The sequence below is a fragment of the Chryseobacterium balustinum genome, from assembly GCF_900168205.1.
Taxonomy (GTDB): Bacteria; Bacteroidota; Bacteroidia; order Flavobacteriales; family Weeksellaceae; genus Chryseobacterium; species Chryseobacterium balustinum.
Genome location: NZ_FUZE01000010.1, coordinates 119,525 through 142,226 on the forward strand (window position 1 = coordinate 119,525; position 22,702 = coordinate 142,226).

General features: G+C 33.6%; 23 protein-coding genes. 9 read left to right on the plus strand and 14 right to left on the minus strand.

The window, feature by feature from the left end:
- Positions 1-61: 61 nt before the first annotated feature.
- Positions 62-772: a DUF6759 domain-containing protein gene (locus B5X64_RS13010; RefSeq protein ID WP_079465665.1), complete on the plus strand. Its 711-nt coding sequence runs from the start codon at positions 62-64 to the stop codon at positions 770-772.
- 75 nt (positions 773-847) lie between these two features.
- Here the strand turns inward: B5X64_RS13010 and rpsB are convergent, their stop codons facing one another.
- The 4 genes from rpsB to B5X64_RS13030 form a co-directional block, all read right to left on the minus strand.
- Complete coding sequence (rpsB, locus tag B5X64_RS13015; protein ID WP_066674803.1) at positions 848-1,612, minus strand: 30S ribosomal protein S2; 765 nt, start codon at positions 1,610-1,612, stop codon at positions 848-850.
- Positions 1,613-1,819: 207 nt separating this feature from the next.
- Positions 1,820-2,206, minus strand: a complete 387-nt coding sequence (rpsI, locus tag B5X64_RS13020; protein WP_079465666.1) for a 30S ribosomal protein S9 — start codon at positions 2,204-2,206, stop codon at positions 1,820-1,822.
- A 6-nt stretch (positions 2,207-2,212) separates the two neighbouring features.
- Positions 2,213-2,668, minus strand: a complete 456-nt coding sequence (gene rplM / locus B5X64_RS13025) for a 50S ribosomal protein L13 (protein WP_079465667.1) — start codon at positions 2,666-2,668, stop codon at positions 2,213-2,215.
- Between the two features lie 238 nt (positions 2,669-2,906).
- On the minus strand, positions 2,907-3,239 hold the full coding sequence (locus B5X64_RS13030; protein ID WP_079465668.1) for a hypothetical protein: 333 nt from the start codon (positions 3,237-3,239) through the stop codon (positions 2,907-2,909).
- Positions 3,240-3,526: 287 nt separating this feature from the next.
- Between B5X64_RS13030 and B5X64_RS13035 the strand changes: the two genes are divergently transcribed.
- From B5X64_RS13035 to B5X64_RS13055, 5 genes are all read left to right on the plus strand, one after another.
- Positions 3,527-6,874, plus strand: a complete 3,348-nt coding sequence (locus B5X64_RS13035) for a methylmalonyl-CoA mutase family protein (RefSeq protein ID WP_079465669.1) — start codon at positions 3,527-3,529, stop codon at positions 6,872-6,874.
- Between the two features lie 113 nt (positions 6,875-6,987).
- Positions 6,988-7,185 (plus strand): hypothetical protein, encoded by a 198-nt coding sequence (locus B5X64_RS13040; protein WP_079465670.1) that lies wholly within the window; start codon positions 6,988-6,990, stop codon positions 7,183-7,185.
- 82 nt (positions 7,186-7,267) lie between these two features.
- Positions 7,268-8,041 carry a hypothetical protein gene (locus tag B5X64_RS13045; RefSeq protein ID WP_079465671.1) on the plus strand — a complete coding sequence of 258 codons (774 nt, stop codon included), beginning with the start codon at positions 7,268-7,270 and terminating at the stop codon, positions 8,039-8,041.
- A gap of 16 nt (positions 8,042-8,057) precedes the next feature.
- A complete protein-coding gene (locus tag B5X64_RS13050) occupies positions 8,058-8,768 on the plus strand; it encodes a Dph6-related ATP pyrophosphatase (RefSeq protein ID WP_079465699.1) in 711 nt (236 codons plus the stop codon).
- A 48-nt stretch (positions 8,769-8,816) separates the two neighbouring features.
- Positions 8,817-9,914: a serine hydrolase domain-containing protein gene (locus tag B5X64_RS13055; RefSeq protein ID WP_079465672.1), complete on the plus strand. Its 1,098-nt coding sequence runs from the start codon at positions 8,817-8,819 to the stop codon at positions 9,912-9,914.
- A 202-nt stretch (positions 9,915-10,116) separates the two neighbouring features.
- Here B5X64_RS13055 and B5X64_RS13060 read toward each other — a convergent pair whose 3' ends face one another.
- Both B5X64_RS13060 and B5X64_RS13065 read right to left on the minus strand, forming a co-directional pair.
- Complete coding sequence (locus B5X64_RS13060; protein ID WP_079465673.1) at positions 10,117-10,740, minus strand: hypothetical protein; 624 nt, start codon at positions 10,738-10,740, stop codon at positions 10,117-10,119.
- Positions 10,741-10,744: 4 nt separating this feature from the next.
- Positions 10,745-11,068, minus strand: a complete 324-nt coding sequence (locus tag B5X64_RS13065) for a PadR family transcriptional regulator (protein WP_074232131.1) — start codon at positions 11,066-11,068, stop codon at positions 10,745-10,747.
- Positions 11,069-11,157: 89 nt separating this feature from the next.
- On the opposite strand from B5X64_RS13065, the gene B5X64_RS13070 reads away from it, so the two are divergent.
- Positions 11,158-11,682: a 2'-5' RNA ligase family protein gene (locus B5X64_RS13070; protein ID WP_079465674.1), complete on the plus strand. Its 525-nt coding sequence runs from the start codon at positions 11,158-11,160 to the stop codon at positions 11,680-11,682.
- A gap of 46 nt (positions 11,683-11,728) precedes the next feature.
- Positions 11,729-12,286 carry a crossover junction endodeoxyribonuclease RuvC gene (gene ruvC, locus B5X64_RS13075; protein ID WP_066682090.1) on the plus strand — a complete coding sequence of 186 codons (558 nt, stop codon included), beginning with the start codon at positions 11,729-11,731 and terminating at the stop codon, positions 12,284-12,286.
- On the opposite strand, the gene B5X64_RS13080 is transcribed toward ruvC, so the two are convergent.
- Entirely contained in the window at positions 12,287-12,736 is a 450-nt protein-coding gene (locus B5X64_RS13080; RefSeq protein ID WP_079465675.1) for a lipocalin family protein, read from the minus strand.
- Between the two features lie 47 nt (positions 12,737-12,783).
- Positions 12,784-14,676, minus strand: coding sequence for a zinc-dependent metalloprotease (locus B5X64_RS13085; protein WP_079465676.1), 1,893 nt, complete (start codon positions 14,674-14,676; stop codon positions 12,784-12,786).
- A 212-nt stretch (positions 14,677-14,888) separates the two neighbouring features.
- Between B5X64_RS13085 and B5X64_RS13090 the strand changes: the two genes are divergently transcribed.
- Positions 14,889-15,959, plus strand: coding sequence for a DUF4407 domain-containing protein (locus B5X64_RS13090; protein ID WP_079465677.1), 1,071 nt, complete (start codon positions 14,889-14,891; stop codon positions 15,957-15,959).
- Positions 15,960-16,585: 626 nt separating this feature from the next.
- On the opposite strand, the gene guaB is transcribed toward B5X64_RS13090, so the two are convergent.
- From guaB to B5X64_RS13120, 6 genes are all read right to left on the minus strand, one after another.
- Positions 16,586-18,046 carry an IMP dehydrogenase gene (gene guaB, locus B5X64_RS13095; RefSeq protein WP_079465678.1) on the minus strand — a complete coding sequence of 487 codons (1,461 nt, stop codon included), beginning with the start codon at positions 18,044-18,046 and terminating at the stop codon, positions 16,586-16,588.
- Positions 18,047-18,194: 148 nt separating this feature from the next.
- Entirely contained in the window at positions 18,195-18,695 is a 501-nt protein-coding gene (locus B5X64_RS13100) for a DUF4252 domain-containing protein (protein ID WP_079465679.1), read from the minus strand.
- Between the two features lie 12 nt (positions 18,696-18,707).
- Positions 18,708-19,970 carry a DUF4252 domain-containing protein gene (locus tag B5X64_RS13105; RefSeq protein ID WP_079465680.1) on the minus strand — a complete coding sequence of 421 codons (1,263 nt, stop codon included), beginning with the start codon at positions 19,968-19,970 and terminating at the stop codon, positions 18,708-18,710.
- Positions 19,971-20,023: 53 nt separating this feature from the next.
- Positions 20,024-20,692 carry a hypothetical protein gene (locus B5X64_RS13110; protein WP_228418904.1) on the minus strand — a complete coding sequence of 223 codons (669 nt, stop codon included), beginning with the start codon at positions 20,690-20,692 and terminating at the stop codon, positions 20,024-20,026.
- Entirely contained in the window at positions 20,667-21,176 is a 510-nt protein-coding gene (locus B5X64_RS13115) for an RNA polymerase sigma factor (RefSeq protein WP_066682070.1), read from the minus strand. Before B5X64_RS13115 ends, B5X64_RS13110 begins: the two co-directional genes overlap by 26 nt.
- A gap of 188 nt (positions 21,177-21,364) precedes the next feature.
- The gene (locus B5X64_RS13120) at positions 21,365-22,525 is read right to left on the minus strand and encodes a GlmU family protein (protein ID WP_079465681.1); all 1,161 of its coding nucleotides are present in this window, start codon (positions 22,523-22,525) and stop codon (positions 21,365-21,367) included.
- Positions 22,526-22,702: the final 177 nt, after the last annotated feature.

Consider the following 22,702-nt stretch of genomic DNA (forward strand, 5'->3'; position numbering starts at 1 on the left):
TTAACTTTGTGATTAACAAAAAGTTCTGATTAACATTCAGAATTTATTAAAACACAATTTGATGAAGAAAAAAACACTCACTGTTTTCTTCTTTGGTCTCATTCTTTCATCCTGTGCCAGTAATAATACTGACAGAGGAGATATACTGAAAAGTACAAATATCAATGAGATTGAAGAATATCTTGGGAAAGCACATCCCGAAGATCCGAAAAAAAAAATTCTAAAACAACATGTCATCGCATTGAAAAATGCTGAATGGACGAAAGGTGCAAAAAATGCAAAACCTATGGAAGCAAGACCGGTTTTCATGGAATTACCAGATCAGCTAAGCAATAAAAGAAGTTCTGAAGCCAATCTGGAGGTTTTTAAAAAACTAATGTCTGAAACTTCGGAAGAACATAGAGAGAAGACAAAAAAGCTACTCAACAATATGTTTAATGAAGATATTACTCACAACGAAGCCATTCTTTTACTAAAAAATAATTCTGACTGTAATTTGGTTTTAGAAATCTCAGGAAAGAAATTTTATAATCTTGCTGTTCCAGCGAAAGGTGAAAATTTCATTGTCTTAGATAAAGATACGTATAGTTTTTCCGGAAGTATTTGTGATGTAAAATACCAAAGCTCGAAAGACATTAATAAAAGTCTTGTTGTTGTTTTACAAAATCCGGGATTTAAACAAGATTTAATTGCCGAAAACAAGCTCGATAAAGGTTTAGAAAAAGTAAAAACCACTCAAAGTATTTCATCTAAAAAAAAGAAGAAAAAATAGCAGCTTTTAAGCCATAAAAAACAAAAACCGCTGAATAAATTCAGCGGTTTTATTATTTTAAAGATAATCTTTAGATTATTCAGCAGAATCGAAATCTGCATCTTTATCAGCAGAAACTACTTCACCTTCTTCTTTAGATTTTTCTTTATCAGCTTTTCTTTGAGTCTGACCTTCTTTGATAGATTCTGAAACAACGCTCAAGATCATATCAATAGACTTAGAAGCATCATCGTTTCCTGGGATAACGAAGTCAACTTTTCTAGGGTCAGAGTTAGTATCAACAATACCGAAAACTGGAATACCTAATTTCTTAGCTTCAGTTACAGCGATGTGTTCTCTCATGATATCTACAACGAAGATTGCAGAAGGAAGACGTACCATGTCAGAGATAGAACCTAAGTTTTTCTCTAAGTTAGCTCTTTGTCTGTCAACCTGTAATCTTTCTTTTTTAGATAAAGTTTCGAACGTACCGTCTTTTTTCATTTTGTCGATATGGTTCATTTTCTTTACAGCTTTTCTGATTGTAACGAAATTCGTTAACATACCTCCCGGCCATCTTTCTGTAATATAAGGCATATTAAGTTCAGCAGCGTGTTTAGCAACTACCTCTTTTGCTTGCTTCTTAGTAGCAACAAAAAGAACTTTTTTACCTGCAGAAGTTAATTTTTCTAAAGCGCTGCACGCCTCATCCAATTTAACTGCTGTTTTATGTAAGTCTACAATGTGAATACCATTTTTCTCCATAAAAATGTATGGAGCCATATTTGGATTCCACTTTCTAGTCATGTGACCGAAGTGTACACCAGCCTCTAGAAGGTCTTTTACATTTGCTTTTGCCATGTTTTCTGTTTTTGTTAGTTTACTTTCCGTTTCTTAAACAATCAACAACTTCTTTAGATGGGAGAAGCGTTTGGATGCTAAACGTAACGGGCAATTGACGGTCTGCTTTTTGCTTTTGGCAATTGGCTTTTCGCCGAGATTAAGTTTAAAAAAAATTTAATAAATTCCTGAAGCCAATAGCTAAAAGCCATTCGCCAACAGCAAATCTTAACGTTTTGAGAATTGGAATCTCTTTCTTGCTTTTTTCTGACCTGGTTTCTTTCTTTCCACCATTCTTGCATCTCTTGTAAGTAAACCAGCAGGCTTCAATGCTAATCTGAACTCAGCATTAATTTCGCAAAGTGCTCTAGAAATACCTAATCTGATAGCTTCTGCCTGACCTGTATTACCACCACCGAAAACATTTACGGTAACGTCATACTGACCAACAGTTTCAGAAAGGATAAACGGCTGGTTTAATTTGTAAACCATCACGTCTGTAGAGAAATAAGTTGCAGCCTCTTTACCGTTTACTGTAATGTTACCAGTTCCTGGCTTTACATAAACTCTAGCTACAGAAGTTTTTCTTCTTCCGATTTTGTGAACTATAGACATAATTAATTATTTAAATTCGTTAACATTAATTGTTTTAGGCTGTTGAGCTTCATGCTTGTGCTCAGTTCCTTCATATAAATAAAGGTTTTTAAGCAATGCAGATCCTAATCTGTTTTTTGGAAGCATACCTTTTACAGATTTTTCCAATACTTTTAAAGAATCTTTTTTCTGAAGTTCAAGAGCTGTCATAGACTTCTGTCCACCAGGGTAACCTGTATGCCAGATGTAAGTCTTATCGTTCCACTTGTTTCCTGAAAGAGTAACTTTCCCAGCATTCAAAACAATAACATTATCACCACAATCTACGTGAGGTGTAAAGTTTGCTTTGTGCTTACCTCTCAAAATCTTTGCAACCGTAGAAGCTAGTCTTCCTAACGGCTGTCCTTCAGCGTCTACCACAACCCATTCTTTATTAGTAGTAGCTTTGTTCGCTGAAACAGTTTTGTAACTTAATGTATTCACACGTTTTAGTTAAAGATTAAACATAATTTTTCCCTTAAAAGGGTGTGCAAAGGTACACATATTTTTCTAATCTGAAAACTTATTTTAAATTAAAGTATTGAAAATAAAGATATTTAATAAGTTAGCACTTTCAAAAGAATCAATATTTATCCATTAAAAGGTGAGAGCCAATCCTATATAAATTAAAAATTCAGCAAATATCTACTCCGTCAATTTGTTTCCCACGATAGTTTCTTGATTAATTACGCAACGATTTACTCCCTCTGAAACTTGCAAATAGATAATAAGCAACAAAAACAGTCGAAAATTTAATGATAGAAGGAATTGCCAATTCTAAATTGAATATCAAAGCACCAACAGCAACTAAAAGTGCCATCGCTCCAAAAGACAATCCCATTTTTTGGAAAAGAGAGAATTTAACATCATCTAAAAAATAAGCCAATCCCCACGCAAGACCGAAAGCAATAGCATAATAAAGTTCTAAACCAAAATCTTTGGTTTCCATAAACAAATAGTTGAACATAAAAATAATTCCGGTTCCTACTATAAAATAAATCAACGCTCTTTTCATACCATAATATATAATGCAAAAATAAAGAATTAAATTTTGCAATCATTTTTAAACATAGAATAAAGCTTATATAATTTTAAAACAAATATTTAATAAAGTACATCAGCCAATTCTCTAAAAACAAAACCAATCTATAAATATCTAAACAACAGAACAAATGTTTGTTAAGTCGGAGAAAACGACTTCAACCCAAACACAATAACCATTTAAAAATCAATAATTTAATTTCAGATTAGCGGTTTTTAATTTATTGTTATATTTGGAATTCAGAAATTTTCTAGATTTTTATGGAAACCCAAAAATATACTCCAACAAACAAAGTAAGAATTGTAACCGCAGCTTCGTTATTCGACGGGCACGATGCGGCGATTAATATCATGCGTCGTGTGATTCAGGGAACAGGATGCGAAGTGATCCACCTTGGCCACGACAAATCGGCTGAGGAAGTTGTAAACACAGCCATTCAGGAAGATGCCAACGCGATTGCATTAACATCTTATCAAGGCGGTCACAACGAATATTTCAAATATATCTACGACCTTTTAAGAGAAAAAAACTCTCCGCAAATCAAAATTTTTGGTGGCGGTGGCGGTGTAATTCTGCCTGAAGAAATCGAAGATATCATGTCTTACGGAATCGACAGAATTTATTCTCCGGATGACGGTCGTGAACTTGGTTTACAAGGAATGATCGATGATTTGGTGAAAAGATCAGACTTTCCAACAGGAAGAGATGTCAAAGCTGAAGATTTAGATTCTATCAGTTTTGAAAATTCTACAAGCATTGCTAAAATCATTTCTGCAGTCGAAAACTTCTCAGAAGAAAAACCAGACTTGGTAAAAGCGATAGACGAAAAATCAAAAGATTTAAATATTCCTATCATCGGTATCACAGGTACAGGTGGAGCCGGAAAATCTTCTTTGACGGATGAATTGGTAAGACGTTTCCTTCGTTCAAATCCTGGTAAAAAAATTGCCATCATCTCAATTGACCCTTCAAAAAAGAAAACCGGAGGAGCTTTGTTGGGTGATAGAATCCGTATGAATGCGATCAATGATCCTCGAGTTTATATGCGTTCGATGGCGACGAGAGAGAATAACGTTTCGGTTTCTCCATTTATTCATTCAGCTTTAAATGTTTTAAAACTAGCTCATCCTGATGTGATTATCCTGGAAACTTCAGGTATCGGACAGTCTGGTTCGGAAGTTTCGGATTTTGCTGATGTTTCAATGTACGTAATGACTCCTGAATATGGTGCTTCTACACAGTTGGAAAAAATCGACATGTTGGATTATGCAGATTTGGTTGCTTTAAATAAATCGGATAAGCGTGGTGCGCTTGATGCGCTTCAAGCTGTCAGAAAACAGTTTCAGAGAAACCATTTATTGTGGGAAAGTCCATTGGATGATATGCCGGTTTATGCAACAAAAGCATCCCAATTCAACGATCACGGAACGACTGATCTTTACAATAGATTAGTTGAAAAAGTAAATGACAAGTTTACAGATTTAAACTTGCAAGGTTTCGTTGAGCAAGAAGTTTCAGAAGATATCACGATTATTCCTCCGAAAAGAGTTCGTTATCTTTCTGAAATTGTTGAAAATAATAGAATTTACGATGCCAATGTTGAAAAACAAGCTGAGTTAGCAAGAAAAATGTATCATATTGAAGGCGTTAAAAAATTCCTTTCTAATGAAACGTTGGATGCTGAATATCAGAAAGCAGAAAAAGATCTTCAACAGGAAAATATCGACTTCTTAAATAATTGGGATGATACGAAACAGGCTTTCAAAGCTGAATTCTACTCTTATTTCGTTCGTGGAAAAGAAATTAAAGTTGAAACCTCAACAGAATCTTTATCACATTTAAAAATTCCAAAAATTTCTTTACCTAAATACACAGATTGGGGTGATTTGATCAAATGGAAAGGTCAGGAAAATCTTCCGGGAGGGTTTCCTTACACAGCCGGAATTTATCCATTCAAAAGAACAGGAGAAGATCCGACGAGGATGTTTGCCGGAGAAGGAGGTCCTGAAAGAACGAACAGAAGATTCCACTACGTTTCTGCGGAAATGGATGCAAAACGTTTATCAACAGCATTTGACTCTGTAACTTTATACGGACAAGATCCAGCTTTACCACCGGATATTTATGGTAAAATCGGAAATGCGGGAGTATCAATTGCAACTTTAGATGATGCGAAAAAATTGTATTCCGGATTTGATTTGGTGAATGCAATGACTTCGGTTTCAATGACTATTAACGGACCTGCGCCGATGTTGTTGGCTTTCTTTATGAATGCTGCGATCGATCAGAATGTTGAAAAATACATTGCTGAACATAAGCTTGAAGCGAATGTTGAAAAAGCTTTAAAAGCAAAATTTGACGACAAAGGTTTAGAAAGACCAAAATATAACGGCGAATTACCTCCGTCAAATAACGGTTTAGGATTAAAATTATTAGGACTTACCGGAGACGAAGTCATTCCTGCGGAAGCTTATGCTGAAATTAAAGCTAAAACCATAGCAACTGTTCGTGGAACGGTTCAGGCTGATATTTTAAAAGAAGACCAGGCTCAGAATACGTGTATTTTCTCTACTGAATTTGCTTTGAGATTAATGGGTGATGTTCAGGAATATTTCATCACAGAAAAAGTGAGAAACTTCTACTCTGTTTCTATTTCTGGTTATCACATTGCAGAAGCAGGTGCAAATCCTGTTTCTCAGTTGGCATTTACCTTAGCGAATGGTTTCACGTATGTTGAATATTATTTGTCAAGAGGAATGGATATCAATGATTTCGCTCCTAACTTATCATTCTTCTTCTCCAATGGTATCGACCCTGAATATTCAGTAATCGGACGTGTAGCAAGAAGAATCTGGGCAAAAGCAATGAAACTGAAATATGGTGCAGACGAAAGAAGCCAGATGTTGAAATACCACATCCAAACTTCAGGACGTTCGCTTCATGCTCAGGAAATTGATTTCAATGATATCAGAACAACACTTCAGGCGCTTTACGCAATTTACGATAACTGTAACTCACTTCACACGAATGCATACGACGAAGCTATTACGACTCCAACTGAGCAATCTGTAAGAAGAGCAATGGCGATTCAGTTGATTATTAATAAAGAATTAGGATTGGCTAAAAACGAAAATCCGCTTCAAGGTTCATTTATTATTGAAGAATTGACGGATTTGGTGGAAGAAGCTGTGTACGCAGAATTCGACAGAATCACAGAAAGAGGTGGTGTTTTAGGTGCAATGGAAACGATGTACCAACGTTCAAAAATTCAGGAGGAATCGATGCATTACGAATGGTTGAAACACACTGGAGAATATCCAATCATCGGAGTAAATACTTTCCTTGGAAAAGATGGTTCGCCAACGGTTCGCCCAGGAGAAGTTATTCGTTCGACCGAGGAAGAAAAGCAGGTTCAGATTGAAACGCTTCATAATTTCCAGAAATCTAATGAAGACAAATCTGAAGCTGCCTTGAAAACATTACAACACGCTGCCATCAATCAGCAGAATTTATTTAATGTAATGATGGATGCAGTGAAATATTGTTCGCTTGGACAGATTACCAATGCTCTATTTGAAGTGGGTGGTAAGTACAGAAGAAACATGTAACGGCAGGGCCGTAGCCGATTATTAACTACTAACTGTTTTAATAATTATAAAGTAAACCTCAAGGAATTTTCTTTGAGGTTTTTTGTACTTTTACTTTAAGAAAAATATTAACAATGAAAAGTTTTATCAGAACAATTTTAGCAATTTACTTAATGGGATCTGCTGTCTCGTGTAAATCTTATCCGATGGAGACTCCTCAAAAAAGCGCTGTCGATAGAAATTCTGAAGAACTACAAAAAAGACAAGCTGTGGAACGCGAAAAAACAGAGGCTAGTCATCTAAATAATTTTGGAAAACCACCAAGCAAATAGCTTAATTTAAACTTTGTCACCACAGAAAACCTTCAAGAAATTTCTTTGAGTTTTTGTACTTTTAAACCTTTAAAAAAACAAAATGACAAAGTACATTTTATTCCTAATAGGAATTATTTCCAGTGGATTCTTCAACGCTCAAGAAGCCGATAACAATCTCCAAGGTTATTTTATGACCCAATCTAAAGAATCTTTATACCCCTATTTTGCCTTTGATGGTAACGGGAAAGTCGATATTGCAGGATATGGAAAAGGGGATTATTTTGTTAAAAATGATTCTGTAGTGGTTTTTCCGGATAAGGATATTTTTATTTTTAAAATTTCTAAAAATCGTTTGGCTGGTACTTCTACCTGGGTGAAAAACACCAAATGGGATCTAAAAAAAGACAGTATCGCTGAAAACAACAGAAAAGACGATGCTTGGGCTAAAAAAAATGCACAACTTCTTTATGAATACTTTCGTAAAACAAGAGCAAAATCAAATGATCTTGAGAAATTATTTGATGAAAACGCAATGCTAAATTACACAAAAACCATTGATGATCTTTGTACCAAAGGTCTTGCAAAGGCTTGTATGGAGAAATTTGGATTAATGGTCATGAACGATATTGGCGGAATGAACGCTGTTCTAACAAACAAAACACAAAAACCAAAACAGAATTCTGAGATTATTAAACTTGGACAAAAAATCATTAAGCTTGGTGAAATAGAGGGGCATACAGTTTTAGGAAGTTACTATTATAGTTTAGGTGATAAAACTAAAGCTACAAAAGAATGGCAAACGGCAACCGAGAAAGGAAGTACCAAAGCTGGATTAGTACAATTCGAAGCAGAAATGAATGATGCAGCAAAATAAAATACAGAATGGATTAATGAAACCCAAAGCCCTATTCAACTGGAGCAGCGGAAAAGATTCTGCGCTTGCTTTATATAAAACCTTAAAAGAAGATAAATATGACGTTACTTCTTTGCTAACAAGCATCAATAAAGAATTCCAAAGGATTTCTATGCATGGCGTTCATGTTTCGCTATTGGAAAAACAGGCTGAAAGTTTAGGTTTTCCGTTAATAAAAATGGAAATCCCGAAAGAACCTTCGATGGAAGAATACAGCAAGATCATGTCTAAAACCATGAATGACATAAAATCTAAAGGCGTTACTCATTCTATTTTCGGAGATATTTTTCTGGAAGATTTAAGGAAATACAGAGAAGATCAATTACAATCTATCGGAATGAAAGGCGTTTTTCCATTATGGAAACAAAATACAACCGACCTCATCAACGAGTTTTTAAGTTTAGGCTTTAAAACCATTGTAACCTGCGTCAATGAAACGTATCTCGATAAAAGCTTTGCCGGAAGAATTATTGATCATGATTTCATTAAAGACTTGCCGGAAAATGTAGATCCGTGTGGCGAAAATGGAGAATTTCATACGTTCACTTTTGACGGACCTATTTTTAAAAAACCTATTCAATTCGAAGTTGGTGAAATTGTAAAGAAAACGTATCCTAAACCAAAGTCTGATGAAAATGAGGAAGATGGAGAATATGTATTTTGGTTTTGCGATTTGATTGAGAAATGATTTCACTATTACAAGATTTTTTATTATTTTTAGTAAAAACCTAATTTTATGCTGAAAAAAACTTTGCTGTTTTCTCTATTTTTTCTCTTCCTGTTTTCGTGTCAGAAAACAGAATCAGCACAACCTTTTAATAGAAAAGCAATTGCAGATTCTGCCATTGTAGTATTTCAACAAAAATTATATAAAACCCAAATTGATTCTATTTTTAATCAATACAATTTCAACGGCAGTGTCGGTGTTTTTAAAGACACTATTGAATTATACAGACGAAATAATGGCTTTTCAAATTTTGAAAACAAAACTGCGGTAAACGATTCTACAGTTTTTTCTATTGCGTCGATCAGCAAACAATTTACAGCGGTTCTTATTCTCCTTCAAATGGAACAGGGAAAGCTCAACCTCAACGATAAAGCTTCAAAATACATTAAAGAATTTCAGAAAAAAGAATACGAAAACATTACTATTCAGCAGCTTCTAAATCACAGTTCGGGTTTAAATAATTTTGGCGAAAAGTTACTATTTAAAAGCGGATCGGGATTTAATTATTCAAATGATGGCTTCAATGCTTTAGGGAAAATTGTGGAAACGGTTTCTGGAAAATCTTTTGATGAAAACATGGTTGAATTATTAAAAAAAGCAGGCATGAAAAGTTCATCAACAGGAACAACTTTTAAAGGAGAAAATTTCGCTAAAACCTATGTAGGAAATTCAAAAAACCAAAAACCAGTTGATAACATGCCACAAAGGCTAAGCAATAAAGAAATCGGAATTGCGGCAGGTGGAGTTTTGTCAACCATCAACGATTTACACATTTGGAATAATGCTTTATACGCCGGAAAAATCATCAAACCTGAAACGCTGAAAAAATTCACTTCTAAAAGTACTGAACGACAACACCCGATTCTCGGAAAGATGGGTTACGGATTGGGAATTATGATGAATGATAACAAGCCTGTCTCCTATTTTCACAGCGGTTATGTAAAAGGTGCGCCTTCGCTCAACATCTATTACCCTGAAACCAAAACTATGGTCATTATTCTTTCTAATATTGCCGATGAAGAAAAGGGTAAATCGGCTGCTTTCAAACCTCACCTGAAAATGAAGGAAATCGCAGATGTGTTAGAAAACATTAATCAGGAATCTTAAAATTCTCTTGCAGATACGGGATTATCTTCTTTATAATTTCAAGATATTTTTGTTGACTAACTATAATTGCAGCTTCAAAAAGGAAAAAGAATAAGAACAAAAAATTCACAAAAATTCCTTCAGCTTGATTAGCATCCAGAAAACCATCATTCGCCTCTAAAATAAATCGAATACTCTCTTACTTCGGTTTTTTGCTCTTTCGTTATACCAGTAAAACATTTATTTTTTTAGCTCTGAAATAAAATAACTGAATCTGAAGCACTACTGAAAAAGTTATAAACATATGGTTCAAAGGAAATTCCCATAAATTTTTAGTTGTCGAGAAAATAATATTGGTGAGAGGAAGAATAATTAACATCAACAATACATTTCTCAGCAATAATGGATGAAAAATCATTTTCTGATATTCTGAAAAACTCATTTTTCTAAATATGAAATGATACATCAGAAATAATAAATGCATTGCAATTAAAGCTCCCTGAAAACACAGATAAACATTTTCATTAAAATAAAATACAGTTCCCATAATCACGGAGGACAAAAAAAAAGCGATCATCATCATTTTTTTGAAACGGTCTTGTAAAATACCTTTCTCAATTTTTGCAATTCTTTTGAAAGAAAACAAATCAGCTTTCACCATTTCCAGTTCGCTTTGCCAATTGAATTTTGTCTGAAGAAAAGCTTCCGTAAAATTGATATCTTTTTTATTGATTAATTCTGAAATCTGTATCACAAAATGATCATAAACCTCAGCAAATACAGCAGAACTTAGATTCTTACCCTTTAGATATTTTTCTATTTCTATTAAATTTTCTTTAGTCATCATAATTTTAAATATCAAAAATGGTTTTTAGATTAAACAAATAAGACCTCATTTCATCTTCCTGCGTAGCCTGTTGTTTTTTCCCTTTATCGGTAAGCAAATAATATTTTCTGCTTCTACCGTTGATTTCCTGTACTTCAGACCTAATAATGCCGTCAGCCTCCAATTTATGCAAAAGCGGATACAAGGCTCCTTCTGTCATTTCCAATTCTCCTTCCGTCAATTCTTTTGCACGTTGTGTAATTTGATAGCCATACATTTTCACCTCTTTTGAAAGTAATTTTAAAATGATATTCTGAAGTGTTCCTTTGTAAAGACTATTTTTTTTCATTTGTAATGGTAATACCTAACAAATCTATGCATAATTTTCTTATGTATTAGAATTAATTTTAATATTCAGATAAATCTTATATTTATAGAATGAAAAAAATGTACTTCATTGCTATTTATCCTGACCAAAAAACCATTGATGAGGTAAGAGTTTTTAAAGAAGATTTAGCTTTACATTTCGGGAATTCTAAAGCTTTGAAAAATGATGCACATATTACCTTATTACCACCATTTGAAAGAGAGATAGAATTGGAAGAAGACATTCATCTGGCATTTCAAAAAATTGATACCAACATCACTCCTTTTGAAATTATTTTAAACGGTTTTGGAAACTTCCCCAATCCAAAGAATCCGGTTTTGTTTATAAAGCCTGAAGAAAGTGAAAATTTAAAGCAACTTTATTTTAATGTAAAAGAAAAATTTAGTTTTAAAAGAGACTCATTTAGTCCACACGTAACTGTTGGTTACAGAGACCTCACCTATGAAAATTTTCTGAAAGCCTGGGAGATTTATAAAGGCAAAAATTACGAAACTAAATTCTTAGTTGATAAGATCTCATTACTAAGACATGATGGAAAATGGGTTTCTATTAATGAAAAGAAATTATCACAGTAATAATTTTATTGGTTGCTAAAATAAAGAAAGCTGTATCTTTGAAGCAATGGTTTCAGCAGAGAAAATAATTTTAGGAATTGACCCCGGAACAGCTATTATGGGGTTTGGTTTGATATCGGTAAAAAAAGGAAAAATGGAAATGATCTCCATTCACGAATTGATTTTAAAAAAATACCCGAATCATGAAACTAAACTTAAATATATTTTCGACAAAACTTTGGCGCTAATTGATGAGTTTCATCCAGATGAAGTGGCACTTGAAGCTCCATTTTTTGGAAAAAACGTACAATCGATGCTGAAACTGGGAAGAGCTCAAGGCGTTGCAATGGCCGCAAGTCTTCACCGAAATATTCCTATTACCGAATATTCTCCAAAAAAAATAAAAATGGCAATCACCGGAAACGGGAACGCCAGTAAAGAACAGGTTGCAGGAATGCTTAAGAGCCTTTTAAACCTGAAAGAATTTCCTACAAAATATTTGGATGCTTCCGACGGTTTGGCGGTTGCAGTTTGCCATCATTTCAATTCAGGAACGATTGCAGATACAAAATCTTATTCAGGATGGGATAGTTTTCTAAAGCAGAATCCAGATCGGTTGAAGTAATTATTTTTTTCTTTGATAGAAGTCTTCAATTTCTGTCACATTTCCATTAATAATATCGCTGTAAATAATTGAAAATTTATTCTGTGAATAGATTTTATACTGCTCTACTTTCTTAAGATCCTCTTCTCTATAAGAAATAGACCCGCCACTTATCGTTACCAATAAATCGTCTGTTTGGCTTTTGATTTTACAGTCTTTCCCCGTAGCGAATGTTTTTGTCATTATTGTTTTTAGATCTTTATTTTTAAATATAAGCTCATACTCTTTCATACATTCATGAAGATTAAAAACTTTCGTTTTTCCACCTTCTTTATATGTTTTTTGTACAAACGTCCATGTTCCTGAAAAATATTTTGCTTTGTCTTCATCGTTGTGTCGGTTCCCAATTTTCTGTGATTGACAACTGATGATTAATAAGCAGAAAAACAAGACACTGAATAATTTTTTCATAATATTTCAAGTATAAAAAAAGCCCTTTAAAAAGGGCTTTTTTATTTTTAATTATTTAAGAATTTTTTAGAACCTTGTTTGTCACCATCAGAATAATTAATGATATATGAACCTTTAATTAATTCCTGATTGATGCGAACTTCATTGGTATCTGAATTTCCTTTCTGGATTAATTTACCACTCATATCATAAATTTGATAAGTTCCGAATTTTAAATTTCTGTTACCAAAAAGCTGAAGTTTGTTCTCTCCTTTTAAGTAAACAATTTTGGTATCAGAATTATCTTTTTTAATATCAGAAGTAGATAGTGATCCTAATATTTTAACAGCATAATCTTCTATTTGACCGTACTGTAATGCAGAACATGATGTAAATTCCGGTAAATTTACCGAGTTTCTTGTTGCTGCATCTACTCCTATTCTTACTCTCAGATAGGTATTTTGAACTGCAGATGCTGCCGGAGTTAAATCTACTGTATAAACACTACTCTGTCCTGATCCTATATTATTAGAAAGATAGTTCGTAACTAATTCTGCATCTTCGAATGTACCATTATTATTATAGTCAATCCATGCTTTCACTCTGAATTTTTCTGCCTGCCCAAAACCGTTCATAAAAGTAATTTTTAATGGAGTTGCAGTAATAGAAGGTATTTCTGTAGCATACGCAGGTCTGATGCAGGTAGCATTTGCATAATCTGCATAATAGATAGGATTTGCCTCATCTGAATCATATCCGTTGGTAACACTATTGATATCTCCAAATACTACTCTGTAAGGTCCTATTGCAAAATTATTATTTGCAGGATTTGCAATACCAGAAGGGTTGCATTGCGCATTAATTACAGAAACTGGTGATGGGATAACCGTTGCAGGATCTTTTCCACCTAAAGAATTTATAAGATTTTTTCTGTATTCCATCATCATCAAAATTGCTCTGTCACGTTGCCCTGCGGTAAACTTACGGTTTGAGTTGGTATAATTCATAATATTATACTGTGTTCCGTCATAGTTCTGAGTGGTACACGGATCGATTGCATTATTGTTAGGAACCGCAACACCATACATGCTTCGTGATGGAGATGTATCACAAACTCTGTCACCATCTGTAGCACAATTGTTATTCACAGGACAAGTCGTCTGACTGTTAGCCGAAATTCCTTGAAAAGTATGATAAAGCCCAAAAGCATGACCTAATTCGTGGGTAAGCGTCGTATCATTTTGATTCTTTATCGTTGCCACTTTCATAAAACTTTCATAATCGTAATCATATGAACTTGGAAATGCAGCATAACCCATAAGACCATAAGACAATTGCTGTTGACCATCGAAACCAATTACTACATAAATGTTAAAGTATGAATTTTCTGGCCAGTGAGGTGCTAACTGGTTTTTAATTTGTGTATCTGTAGCTCCGGTATCTGTTACTCCATTTTGGTCATAATCAGTAAGAGTACTTCCGTTGTATCGTATAATACCCGTTGTAGGCATACAACTTGGTGATCTCTTTGCTAAAACAAGTTTAAATGGTATCACATTTCCTCCTGTAGCACCGGTCGCTTCGGGATAAAAGTTTCCACCATAAGTAGTTGCATACATACTGTTTGCTCTTCCTATCCAATTGATAATTTCCTGATCTGTAACCGCCAAGTTAGCATTTGCAGGATCTTGAGATTCAATCACGTGAACAACTACCGGAATTTCATAAATCTGCCCTGTATAAAGAGCATTCTTTGAAGTTGTAGCACCTACTTTATTTAGAAAAGCCTGCTGATTCATGCCGAGAATCTTTTGCTCCCCTTCTTCTCTATATCTTTTTAGGCCAGGATGTTTGTCATCCAATTTTTTCATTACTTTATCAAAACCGCATTCTTTATGAAAATCCTGCGAGAATGCATTAATAAAAAACATAAGTACTAATAGGGTACTGAATTTTTTCATTTTTATTTATTTTTATTTAATATTCGATTGCAAAACTATCAATTTATTATTAATACCAAAACATTAAAGGGTTAAAACTTAAAAACTATTTAAATTTTAACATATTTTAAATCCTTTATCTTAAATATCATTTTTAAATTACTTGGTAAAACATAATACTATTTGTAACAATGGTATGCTTTTTAATACTAATTTTGTATAAATTTTCAATAATGAAAAACACACAAGCAACTATATATCAAACGAATCACAAGATAAACTGGTTTCAGAAATTCCTTTTGGTTTGTTCAGGTGGGAACATCCACATCTTAAGAAAAACACCCAGTGAATGGAATAAATTTGCAGGAATTGGAGGAATTGTTCTTTTCACCGCAGTTTTTGCAACACTTTCTGCAGCCTATGCAATGTTCACCATTTTCGATGATATTTGGGCCTCAATTGGGTTTGGAATTCTTTGGGGTTTAATGATTTTTAATCTCGACCGGTATATTGTTTCCTCTATCAAAAAAACAGGATCTTGGTGGAATCAGATCCTGATGTCTATCCCAAGATTGATTTTGGCAATATTTTTAGGAATTATTATTTCTAAACCTTTAGAACTTAAAATTTTTGAAAAGGAGGTTAACAAACAGCTGAATACTATTATTCAACGTAATAAAACAGACCTGCAAAAACAAATGAACGGTAGAATTCTTCAACAGAGCGGTCCTTTTGAAACTGAAAAAAAACAAATTACAGAAAAGATTGCTCAATATCAAAAGTCTTATGATTCTGCTTCTGTTGAACTTGAAAAAGAAATTTTAGGAAAACAGACTGATTTAACCAGTGGAAAAGTAGGTTTTGGTTCTAATGCAAAAAGAAAGCAGGAATTAAAAGAGCAACGCAGACAAGACTTAGAAAACTATCAAAAGCAGGTAGCGACAAGACAAGAATATCTCGACAAAGAAATTTCTAAAGTCTATACCAATCTTGAAACAGAAAGAAAATCTACAGAAACGTTTGAAGATAAATTCAACGGATTTGCTGCAAGATTACAGGCTTTGGATGAATTAGGAAAAAACTCAGCGATTATTGCCACTGCCGCGGCATTTATTATGGGGCTATTTATTACATTGGAGATTTCGCCCGTTTTAATTAAGCTTATTTCTTCGGTTGGTCCTTATGATTATCTTTTGGAGAAAACTGAAAATGACTTCCGTCTGTATGCCAAAGAAAAAATAGAAAAAGGAAACGCACTGACAGATTTTCGAATTGATGATTTTAAAGACCAATTAAAAACCTAATATTTCAATAAAATACATTCACATCAAAAAAACTCACAATTAATTGTGAGTTTTTCATTTAAACAGTAAAAAAATAAAACAAAACACAATAATATTACGCTATAGATAAATATCTACAACCATATTGATATATATCTAAATGAATTATTATGATTGCGTTTATTATGTTGATAAATTTACATTATAAAAGTTGAGAGAAAAAAAACACTTTTTTTTAGTTTGAATTTAAAGAAATTCAAAAAACACAAATGATGAAAATTTAAGTATTCCGAGGGAGGTAAAAACTCAATGATGAAAAAAAATTAGAACGTATTTATTTTCGGAGCCTAAAAAAAGGCTCTGAGATAAATACAAAAAGAAGAAAACACAAATGATATTATAAAAACACAAATGATGGAAATTTAAGTATTTCGAAGGAGGTAAAAACTCGATGATGAAAAAAAAATTAGAACGTATTTATTTTCGGAGCCTAAAAAAAGGCTCTGAGATAAATACAAAAGAAGAAAACACAAATGATATTATAAAAACACAAATGATGAAAGTTCTATTTTTCTCATAATTTAATTTTTGGTTCAAAAAAATACCTCCGAAAATTCGGAGGTATTTTATGTATATATACTAGTTTATTACAAAGAATAATTCGGAGCTTCCTGTGTGATAATCACATCATGTGGATGAGATTCTTTCAAACCGCTTCCTGTAATCATTACCATTTTAGTTTCAGTTTGTAAAGCTTCAACATCTTTAGCACCGCAATATCCCATTCCAGCTCTTAAACCTCCAACTAATTGGAAAATAACATCTTCCAGCTTACCTTTACTTGGAACTCTTCCTTCGATTCCTTCAGGAACGAATTTTTTAGCCTCACTTTGGAAATATCTTTCTTTTCCACCTCTCTTCATTGCAGAAAGACTTCCCATACCTTGGTATGTTTTGAATTTTCTACCCTGGAAAATAATTTCTTCACCTGGAGCTTCATCTGTTCCGGCTAAAAGTGAACCCAACATTACAGCTCCTGCTCCACTTGCGATAGCTTTCACGATATCACCTGAAAGTTTAATTCCACCATCGGCAATTACCGCAACATTTTGAGATTTAGCATATTCGTAAACGTTGTAAATAGCAGATAATTGAGGAACCCCAACTCCCGCGACAACTCTCGTTGTACAGATAGAACCCGGGCCAACACCCACTTTAAGAACATTTGCACCCGCTTTAATTAAAGCTTCAGCAGCTTCAGCAGTTACAATATTTCCACCCACGATATCCAAATCAGGATATTTGCTTCTGATTTCTGAGATTTTATCTAAAACTCCTTTAGAATGCCCGTGAGCAGAATCAATACCGATAATATCAACTCCGGCTTTTACCAAAGCTTCTATTCTGTCTAAAGTATCTTCTCCAACTCCAACTCCAGCACCAACGATCAAACGACCACTTTCGTCTTTGTTGGCATTTGGATATTCCAATTGATTATCAATATCTTTAATGGTAATTAAACCTACCAATTTATTATTCTTATCAACAATAGGAAGCTTCTCAACTCTACTTTTAAGAAGAATTTCTTTCGCTTTTTCAAGATTTGTATCCTTATCTGAAGTGATAAGATTATTTTTTGTCATAATCTCTTCCACTTTCATATCAAGATTTTCCTGATATTTTACGTCTCTGTTGGTAATGATACCAATCAACGTATTTTCTGCGTCCACAACGGGAAGACCAGAAATTTTATATTTTGCCATCGTTTCTTTAGCTTCAGCTAAGGTATGGTCTTTCGAAAGCGTTACAGGATCAGAAATCATTCCGTTTTCAGAACGCTTCACTCTGTTTACCTGAGCGGCCTGTTCGGCAATCGTCATATTTTTATGAATGAAACCCAAACCGCCAACTCTTGCCAAAGCAATCGCCAAATCACCCTCTGTAACGGTATCCATTGCAGCGGAAACAATCGGAACATTAAGCGTAATTTTATCGGTAAGTCTTGATTTTAATGAAACCTGGTTAGGTAAAACTTCAGAATAAGCAGGGACTAGAAGCACGTCATCGAAAGTGATGGCTGTCTCTACAATTTTGTTATGAATAGACATCTTTACTTTCTTGCAAAATTAAGTCTTTTTACTGGAATACGAAAATAGAATTAAATAGTTTAAATAAAACTTAATAATTCATATTATAAATCGAAAAAAAGCCACTCAGAGAGTGACTTTACAAAATTAAATATAGTTGAATATGAAATTATTTATCTGACGCAATAGTAATCATTCTAGAAATATCATCTGCCGTAAAGCTGCCTTTAACATCCAAAAACACCATATCTTTTTTTGAATTTACAGTAATCAACATATTATTGATCATCTCGCCTTTTTGTTTTACTCTGATATTTACATTATCACCATCGTGTTTTATAGTTGCCCAATCTTCGTAATTATTGTCTCTAAGATAATTGGCATAATCTTTCAGCATTTCTTCGCTTCCATTGGCAACGGTCATCATTTTTATTTTTGAAACTTTTTTCACCATTGCAATCGCGGCCTCACTTTCACCTTCTTCTCTCAAAGCTTTTTTGATATAAGGTTTCGCTAAAAATAACGGTACATTAAAACTTGCAAATTGTGCATCCTGAAAATCATAATTTGATTTTGAGAAGAATTCTATATTCGGTTTGCTGGAAACAATACAGGACTGCAGTAAAAATAATGTGCAACAAACGAGAAAAATGTTTTTAAAAATTTTCATGGCCTAGGTTTTTTAGTTGATTTGATTTAAACTTCCCGCAGAAGATTTGCTGATGTTTGCCTCAATTTTAGGATTTCCTCTGTATTTCACAGATCCTGCTGAAGAAGCCTTCACAGTTAATTTATCTTTTGCACTCACAGAAACGCTGCTTCCTGATGTAGACTCCACGACACCGATATTTGCAGTTAATTGGTCTGCCTTACAAGAAGCACCACTGCTTGCATCAATTGATACATATTCAGCATTTCCTTCTAACTTAATACTAGATCCGCTTGAGCTTTTAACTAAAACTTTATCTGAACTGATTGACGCTTTCACATTAGATCCTGAACTTGCTTCAATATTGGATATCCCAGAAATTTGAAATTTCGCAACAATCCCCGATCCTGAAGAAACATCAACAGTCATCTCTTTTCCTCTGATTTCATTCACTGTCGTAAAGTTGGAGCCAGAAGAAGTCTTAATTCTATCCATTTTCGGCGAAGAGACATTCACACTTAGGTTTTTGAATCTTAAATTTTTTGTTCCTTTATTATCAATCGAAATTTTTAAAATCCCGTTCTCAACTTTTGTGATTACATTTTGAAGTTTATCTGCATCTGCAAAGACTTTCACACTGGTAGAATTTTCCTGTGTAAAAACTACTTTTACTCCTGCACTGACGTCAATTCCGGAGAATTGCCCTACATTTCTACTCTCCCCGTTGAGATAGGAAGACGTATTTTCTGAAGCAAAGCTGCTCGTCATTGTAGTTCTTGTGGTATTTGTCTTTGTTTCGTTAGAATTAATGATTTTGTTCACGTCATCCATAGAAAGCTTTCCATCAAGCATTACAAGAATACTTTCGCCACCACCACTATCTATATTTAAAAGCATGTTTTCTAAAGTACCATCTTTTTCAGCTTCAGATGAAAGAAATTTAATTTTGCTGCCTCCGTTTTTTACAGACATAATCTCACTGTAGTTAAGATTTTTAACGAAAGTTGAAATCTCTTTATTAAGCTGATTAATATTTGCCTTTGAATTCCCTTCAGGATTTTCTGTAATAAGGATTTTCAGCCCATTGATTTTGGCCAATAGAGGTTTAATCTGATCAAGTTCTGCATCTGCAATGTTCAGGTTACTGAGCATTCCAAACATAGGTTTTGCAATCTTAATCGAAGTTACCCCTTCTACTTCCTGATATTTATCAAAAAGTTGATCTAATTTGTTTTTCTGTCCGTATACAAGGAAATGAGACAGCACAAGTGTACATATAATGAATATTTTTTTCATGAGTTCAGTTAAATTTAATTGACTACAAGCCTGATCAGTTGCATAATCTGTTGTTAATAATCTACGTTGTCCATTACTTTCGGAGCTAATGCCTGATTGACATTATTAGCCACAATCTGGAATGAATATTTTGTTATATTGATAGCTTCTTCCATATTATCGATACGTTTACCGTTTACGATAACATAAGAATCTTTATATCCTGTGGAATCTTTTAAAGTTTGATTTTTTAAACCGGAATTGTAAACATATCTAGGTTTTGACTCTTTTTTAATTCTGCTTTTTTTAGAGAGAATTTCATCCAAAACATCTTTTTCAGCAATCGAGTTTTCCACAAAAATAGAATCTTGCTTTGGTCCCGAAACAGAATCAGTAATATGAACTGCAACCTGCGAATTGGGATTATGATTTTCGTTAATAAAATCATTTTTCTGCTTCTGAATTTCGTTTTCGACTAATTTTGCCTGATCTACAACCTCTCCGTTTTGATTATAATTAAATAAAAAACCAAAACTTAAAAGTATTACCGCACTTGCAGCCATCCAAAACCATTTAGGAAGCGAAGGTTTTTTACCTTGAATAGGAATTATTGGTGTTTCATCAGCTGAAATATCATTACCTTCTGCTTTCTGAAGAAAATCTTCAAAATCCCAATTCATCCTTTCTTCCTTTAAACCCTGGAAGATCTCGTTATATTTATCTTGAAATTTGTCGTTGCTCATAGCTCATCAATTGTGAGATTTGTTCTTTTACTTTTTGTCTTGCACGCATCAGGTTGACCCTTACTGCATTTTCTTCCATTTCCAACATTTCAGAAATTTCCGACACTTCATACTCTTCTACGTCTTTCAGGTGAATCACCGCTTTCTGTTTCTCCGGAAGCTGGTTGATAAAACCTATAATATGTTCTTTCAGATTATTCACCTCCATACTATACAATTCCGATCGATGAAGCTGCATATCAGCAAAACCTAACTTTACATCGTGATGCTTCAACCGGTTAAGACATTCATTTCTTACAGATTTTAAAGCATAGGATTTAAAATTACCAAACTTTTCCAGCTCATCTTTTTTTTGCCAAAATTTAATCATCAAATCCTGTACTACATCTTCAGCTTCATCGCTGCTCATGACAAACCTTTTTGCAAAACGGAACATCTCATCTCTGAGAGTAAATACCGTATCCCTAAAAGTTTCTTGGGTCATAAGTTTGTTTCTATAAATAAGACAATCTGAAATTGAAATATATTACATTAAAAATAAAAAAACTTCAAAAAAAATTGAAGTTTGATTTTTATCTCTGTAAATATTTTTAAATCAACAGTCTTTTTGTCATGCTGAAAGCATCTAAGCTTAGATTCCTACGGAATGACAAACATGGTGTCTATTTGAAATTAATAATTTTGAAAAATATGCTTTAAAATACTTTTATCATCGTCTGTTAAAGGCAATTTTCTTCTTGCCATTACTTTTTCGGCAACTTCGTACGCTTTATCTAATTTAAATCGTTCATCATCTTTAAAACCACCCCAAGAAAAATTCTCAATATGATTCGGAGGAAAACCTTCTTTAAAAATATTGGACGCAACACCAATGACCGTCCCTGTATTCAATTGGGTATTGATTGCCGTTTTAGAATGGTCACCCATTATTAAACCGGCAAATTGTAAACCTGTATCCTGGAAATCTTTAGTTCTATAGTTCCAAAGTTTTACGTTTCCGTAATTATTTTTTAAGTTAGAAGAATTGGTGTCTGCTCCAAGATTACACCATTCCCCAATCACAGAATTCCCTATAAAACCGTCATGACCTTTATTCGAATAACCAAAAATAATGATGTTACTCACTTCACCACCTACTTTAGAATGCGGACCAATCGTGGTTGCTCCGTAAATTTTTGCGCCTAAATTAAATTTAGAACCTTCACAAAGCGCAATCGGACCACGAAGATTACAGCCTTCCATCACTTCTGCATTTTTACCAATATATATTTTTCCTGTTTTGGTATTGATGGTTGAAAATTCTACTTCCGCACCTTCTTCAATAAACAGATCTTCTTTATTTCCTAAAAAACCATTGGTGGAAGATAATTCCTGAGAAGTTTTCCCTTTCGTTAACAATTCAAAATCAAAATCGATAGCTTCCTTATTATAGGTAAATAGGTCGGTCGGTTTTTTAAAGAAAATAAGCTCTTCTTTAATATCGGTCATTTTTTCAATCTGATTAAGAGAAAAACCTTCCATATTGATTTTCGCAGCTACCAGTTCATCTTCGTACACCAAAGCTTCACCTTGACTTAAATCTTTAATTTGCTGAATTACCGTTTCTGTTGGTAAAAAATTGGTTACCAAAAACAGACTTTCTTTTTTTTGTGGCTCAGCAAATTTATGCTGAAGATAAGCCTCTGTAAAAAAAGAAACTTCGGTATTCTCTAATATTTTTTGCCATCTTTCAGAGAAAGTAAGAATTCCACATCGCATTTCAGCGACAGGTCTTGTAAAAGTTAGAGGAAGAAAATCTTCCCAATATTGTGCATCGGAGAATACGAGTTGCATTTTTTTAGATGTTAGATGTTAGATGTTAGATGTTAGATGTTAGATGTTAGGCATCTAATTTCTACTCAAAGCAAAAATACAAATAGTAAAACTAATTTCTCACCTCTTACTTCTAATTTCTATCTTTTTTATCCACAAAAAAAAGTCTCCCGAAAATCGGAAGACTTTAAATATTTT

What these genes read in the sequence shown, in the direction of transcription:
- B5X64_RS13010 (WP_079465665.1), top strand. Translation starts at nt 62, where the DNA reads ATGAAGAAAAAAACACTCACTGTTTTCTTCTTTGGTCTCATTCTTTCA.
- rpsB (WP_066674803.1), bottom strand. Translation starts at nt 1,612, where the DNA reads ATGGCAAAAGCAAATGTAAAAGACCTTCTAGAGGCTGGTGTACACTTC.
- rpsI (WP_079465666.1), bottom strand. Translation starts at nt 2,206, where the DNA reads ATGTCTATAGTTCACAAAATCGGAAGAAGAAAAACTTCTGTAGCTAGA.
- B5X64_RS13030 (WP_079465668.1), bottom strand. Translation starts at nt 3,239, where the DNA reads ATGAAAAGAGCGTTGATTTATTTTATAGTAGGAACCGGAATTATTTTT.
- B5X64_RS13035 (WP_079465669.1), top strand. Translation starts at nt 3,527, where the DNA reads ATGGAAACCCAAAAATATACTCCAACAAACAAAGTAAGAATTGTAACC.
- B5X64_RS13040 (WP_079465670.1), top strand. Translation starts at nt 6,988, where the DNA reads ATGAAAAGTTTTATCAGAACAATTTTAGCAATTTACTTAATGGGATCT.
- B5X64_RS13045 (WP_079465671.1), top strand. Translation starts at nt 7,268, where the DNA reads ATGACAAAGTACATTTTATTCCTAATAGGAATTATTTCCAGTGGATTC.
- B5X64_RS13050 (WP_079465699.1), top strand. Translation starts at nt 8,058, where the DNA reads ATGAAACCCAAAGCCCTATTCAACTGGAGCAGCGGAAAAGATTCTGCG.
- B5X64_RS13055 (WP_079465672.1), top strand. Translation starts at nt 8,817, where the DNA reads ATGCTGAAAAAAACTTTGCTGTTTTCTCTATTTTTTCTCTTCCTGTTT.
- B5X64_RS13060 (WP_079465673.1), bottom strand. Translation starts at nt 10,740, where the DNA reads ATGATGACTAAAGAAAATTTAATAGAAATAGAAAAATATCTAAAGGGT.
- B5X64_RS13065 (WP_074232131.1), bottom strand. Translation starts at nt 11,068, where the DNA reads ATGAAAAAAAATAGTCTTTACAAAGGAACACTTCAGAATATCATTTTA.
- B5X64_RS13070 (WP_079465674.1), top strand. Translation starts at nt 11,158, where the DNA reads ATGAAAAAAATGTACTTCATTGCTATTTATCCTGACCAAAAAACCATT.
- ruvC (WP_066682090.1), top strand. Translation starts at nt 11,729, where the DNA reads ATGGTTTCAGCAGAGAAAATAATTTTAGGAATTGACCCCGGAACAGCT.
- B5X64_RS13080 (WP_079465675.1), bottom strand. Translation starts at nt 12,736, where the DNA reads ATGAAAAAATTATTCAGTGTCTTGTTTTTCTGCTTATTAATCATCAGT.
- B5X64_RS13085 (WP_079465676.1), bottom strand. Translation starts at nt 14,676, where the DNA reads ATGAAAAAATTCAGTACCCTATTAGTACTTATGTTTTTTATTAATGCA.
- B5X64_RS13090 (WP_079465677.1), top strand. Translation starts at nt 14,889, where the DNA reads ATGAAAAACACACAAGCAACTATATATCAAACGAATCACAAGATAAAC.
- guaB (WP_079465678.1), bottom strand. Translation starts at nt 18,046, where the DNA reads ATGTCTATTCATAACAAAATTGTAGAGACAGCCATCACTTTCGATGAC.
- B5X64_RS13100 (WP_079465679.1), bottom strand. Translation starts at nt 18,695, where the DNA reads ATGAAAATTTTTAAAAACATTTTTCTCGTTTGTTGCACATTATTTTTA.
- B5X64_RS13105 (WP_079465680.1), bottom strand. Translation starts at nt 19,970, where the DNA reads ATGAAAAAAATATTCATTATATGTACACTTGTGCTGTCTCATTTCCTT.
- B5X64_RS13110 (WP_228418904.1), bottom strand. Translation starts at nt 20,692, where the DNA reads ATGAGCAACGACAAATTTCAAGATAAATATAACGAGATCTTCCAGGGT.
- B5X64_RS13115 (WP_066682070.1), bottom strand. Translation starts at nt 21,176, where the DNA reads ATGACCCAAGAAACTTTTAGGGATACGGTATTTACTCTCAGAGATGAG.
- B5X64_RS13120 (WP_079465681.1), bottom strand. Translation starts at nt 22,525, where the DNA reads ATGCAACTCGTATTCTCCGATGCACAATATTGGGAAGATTTTCTTCCT.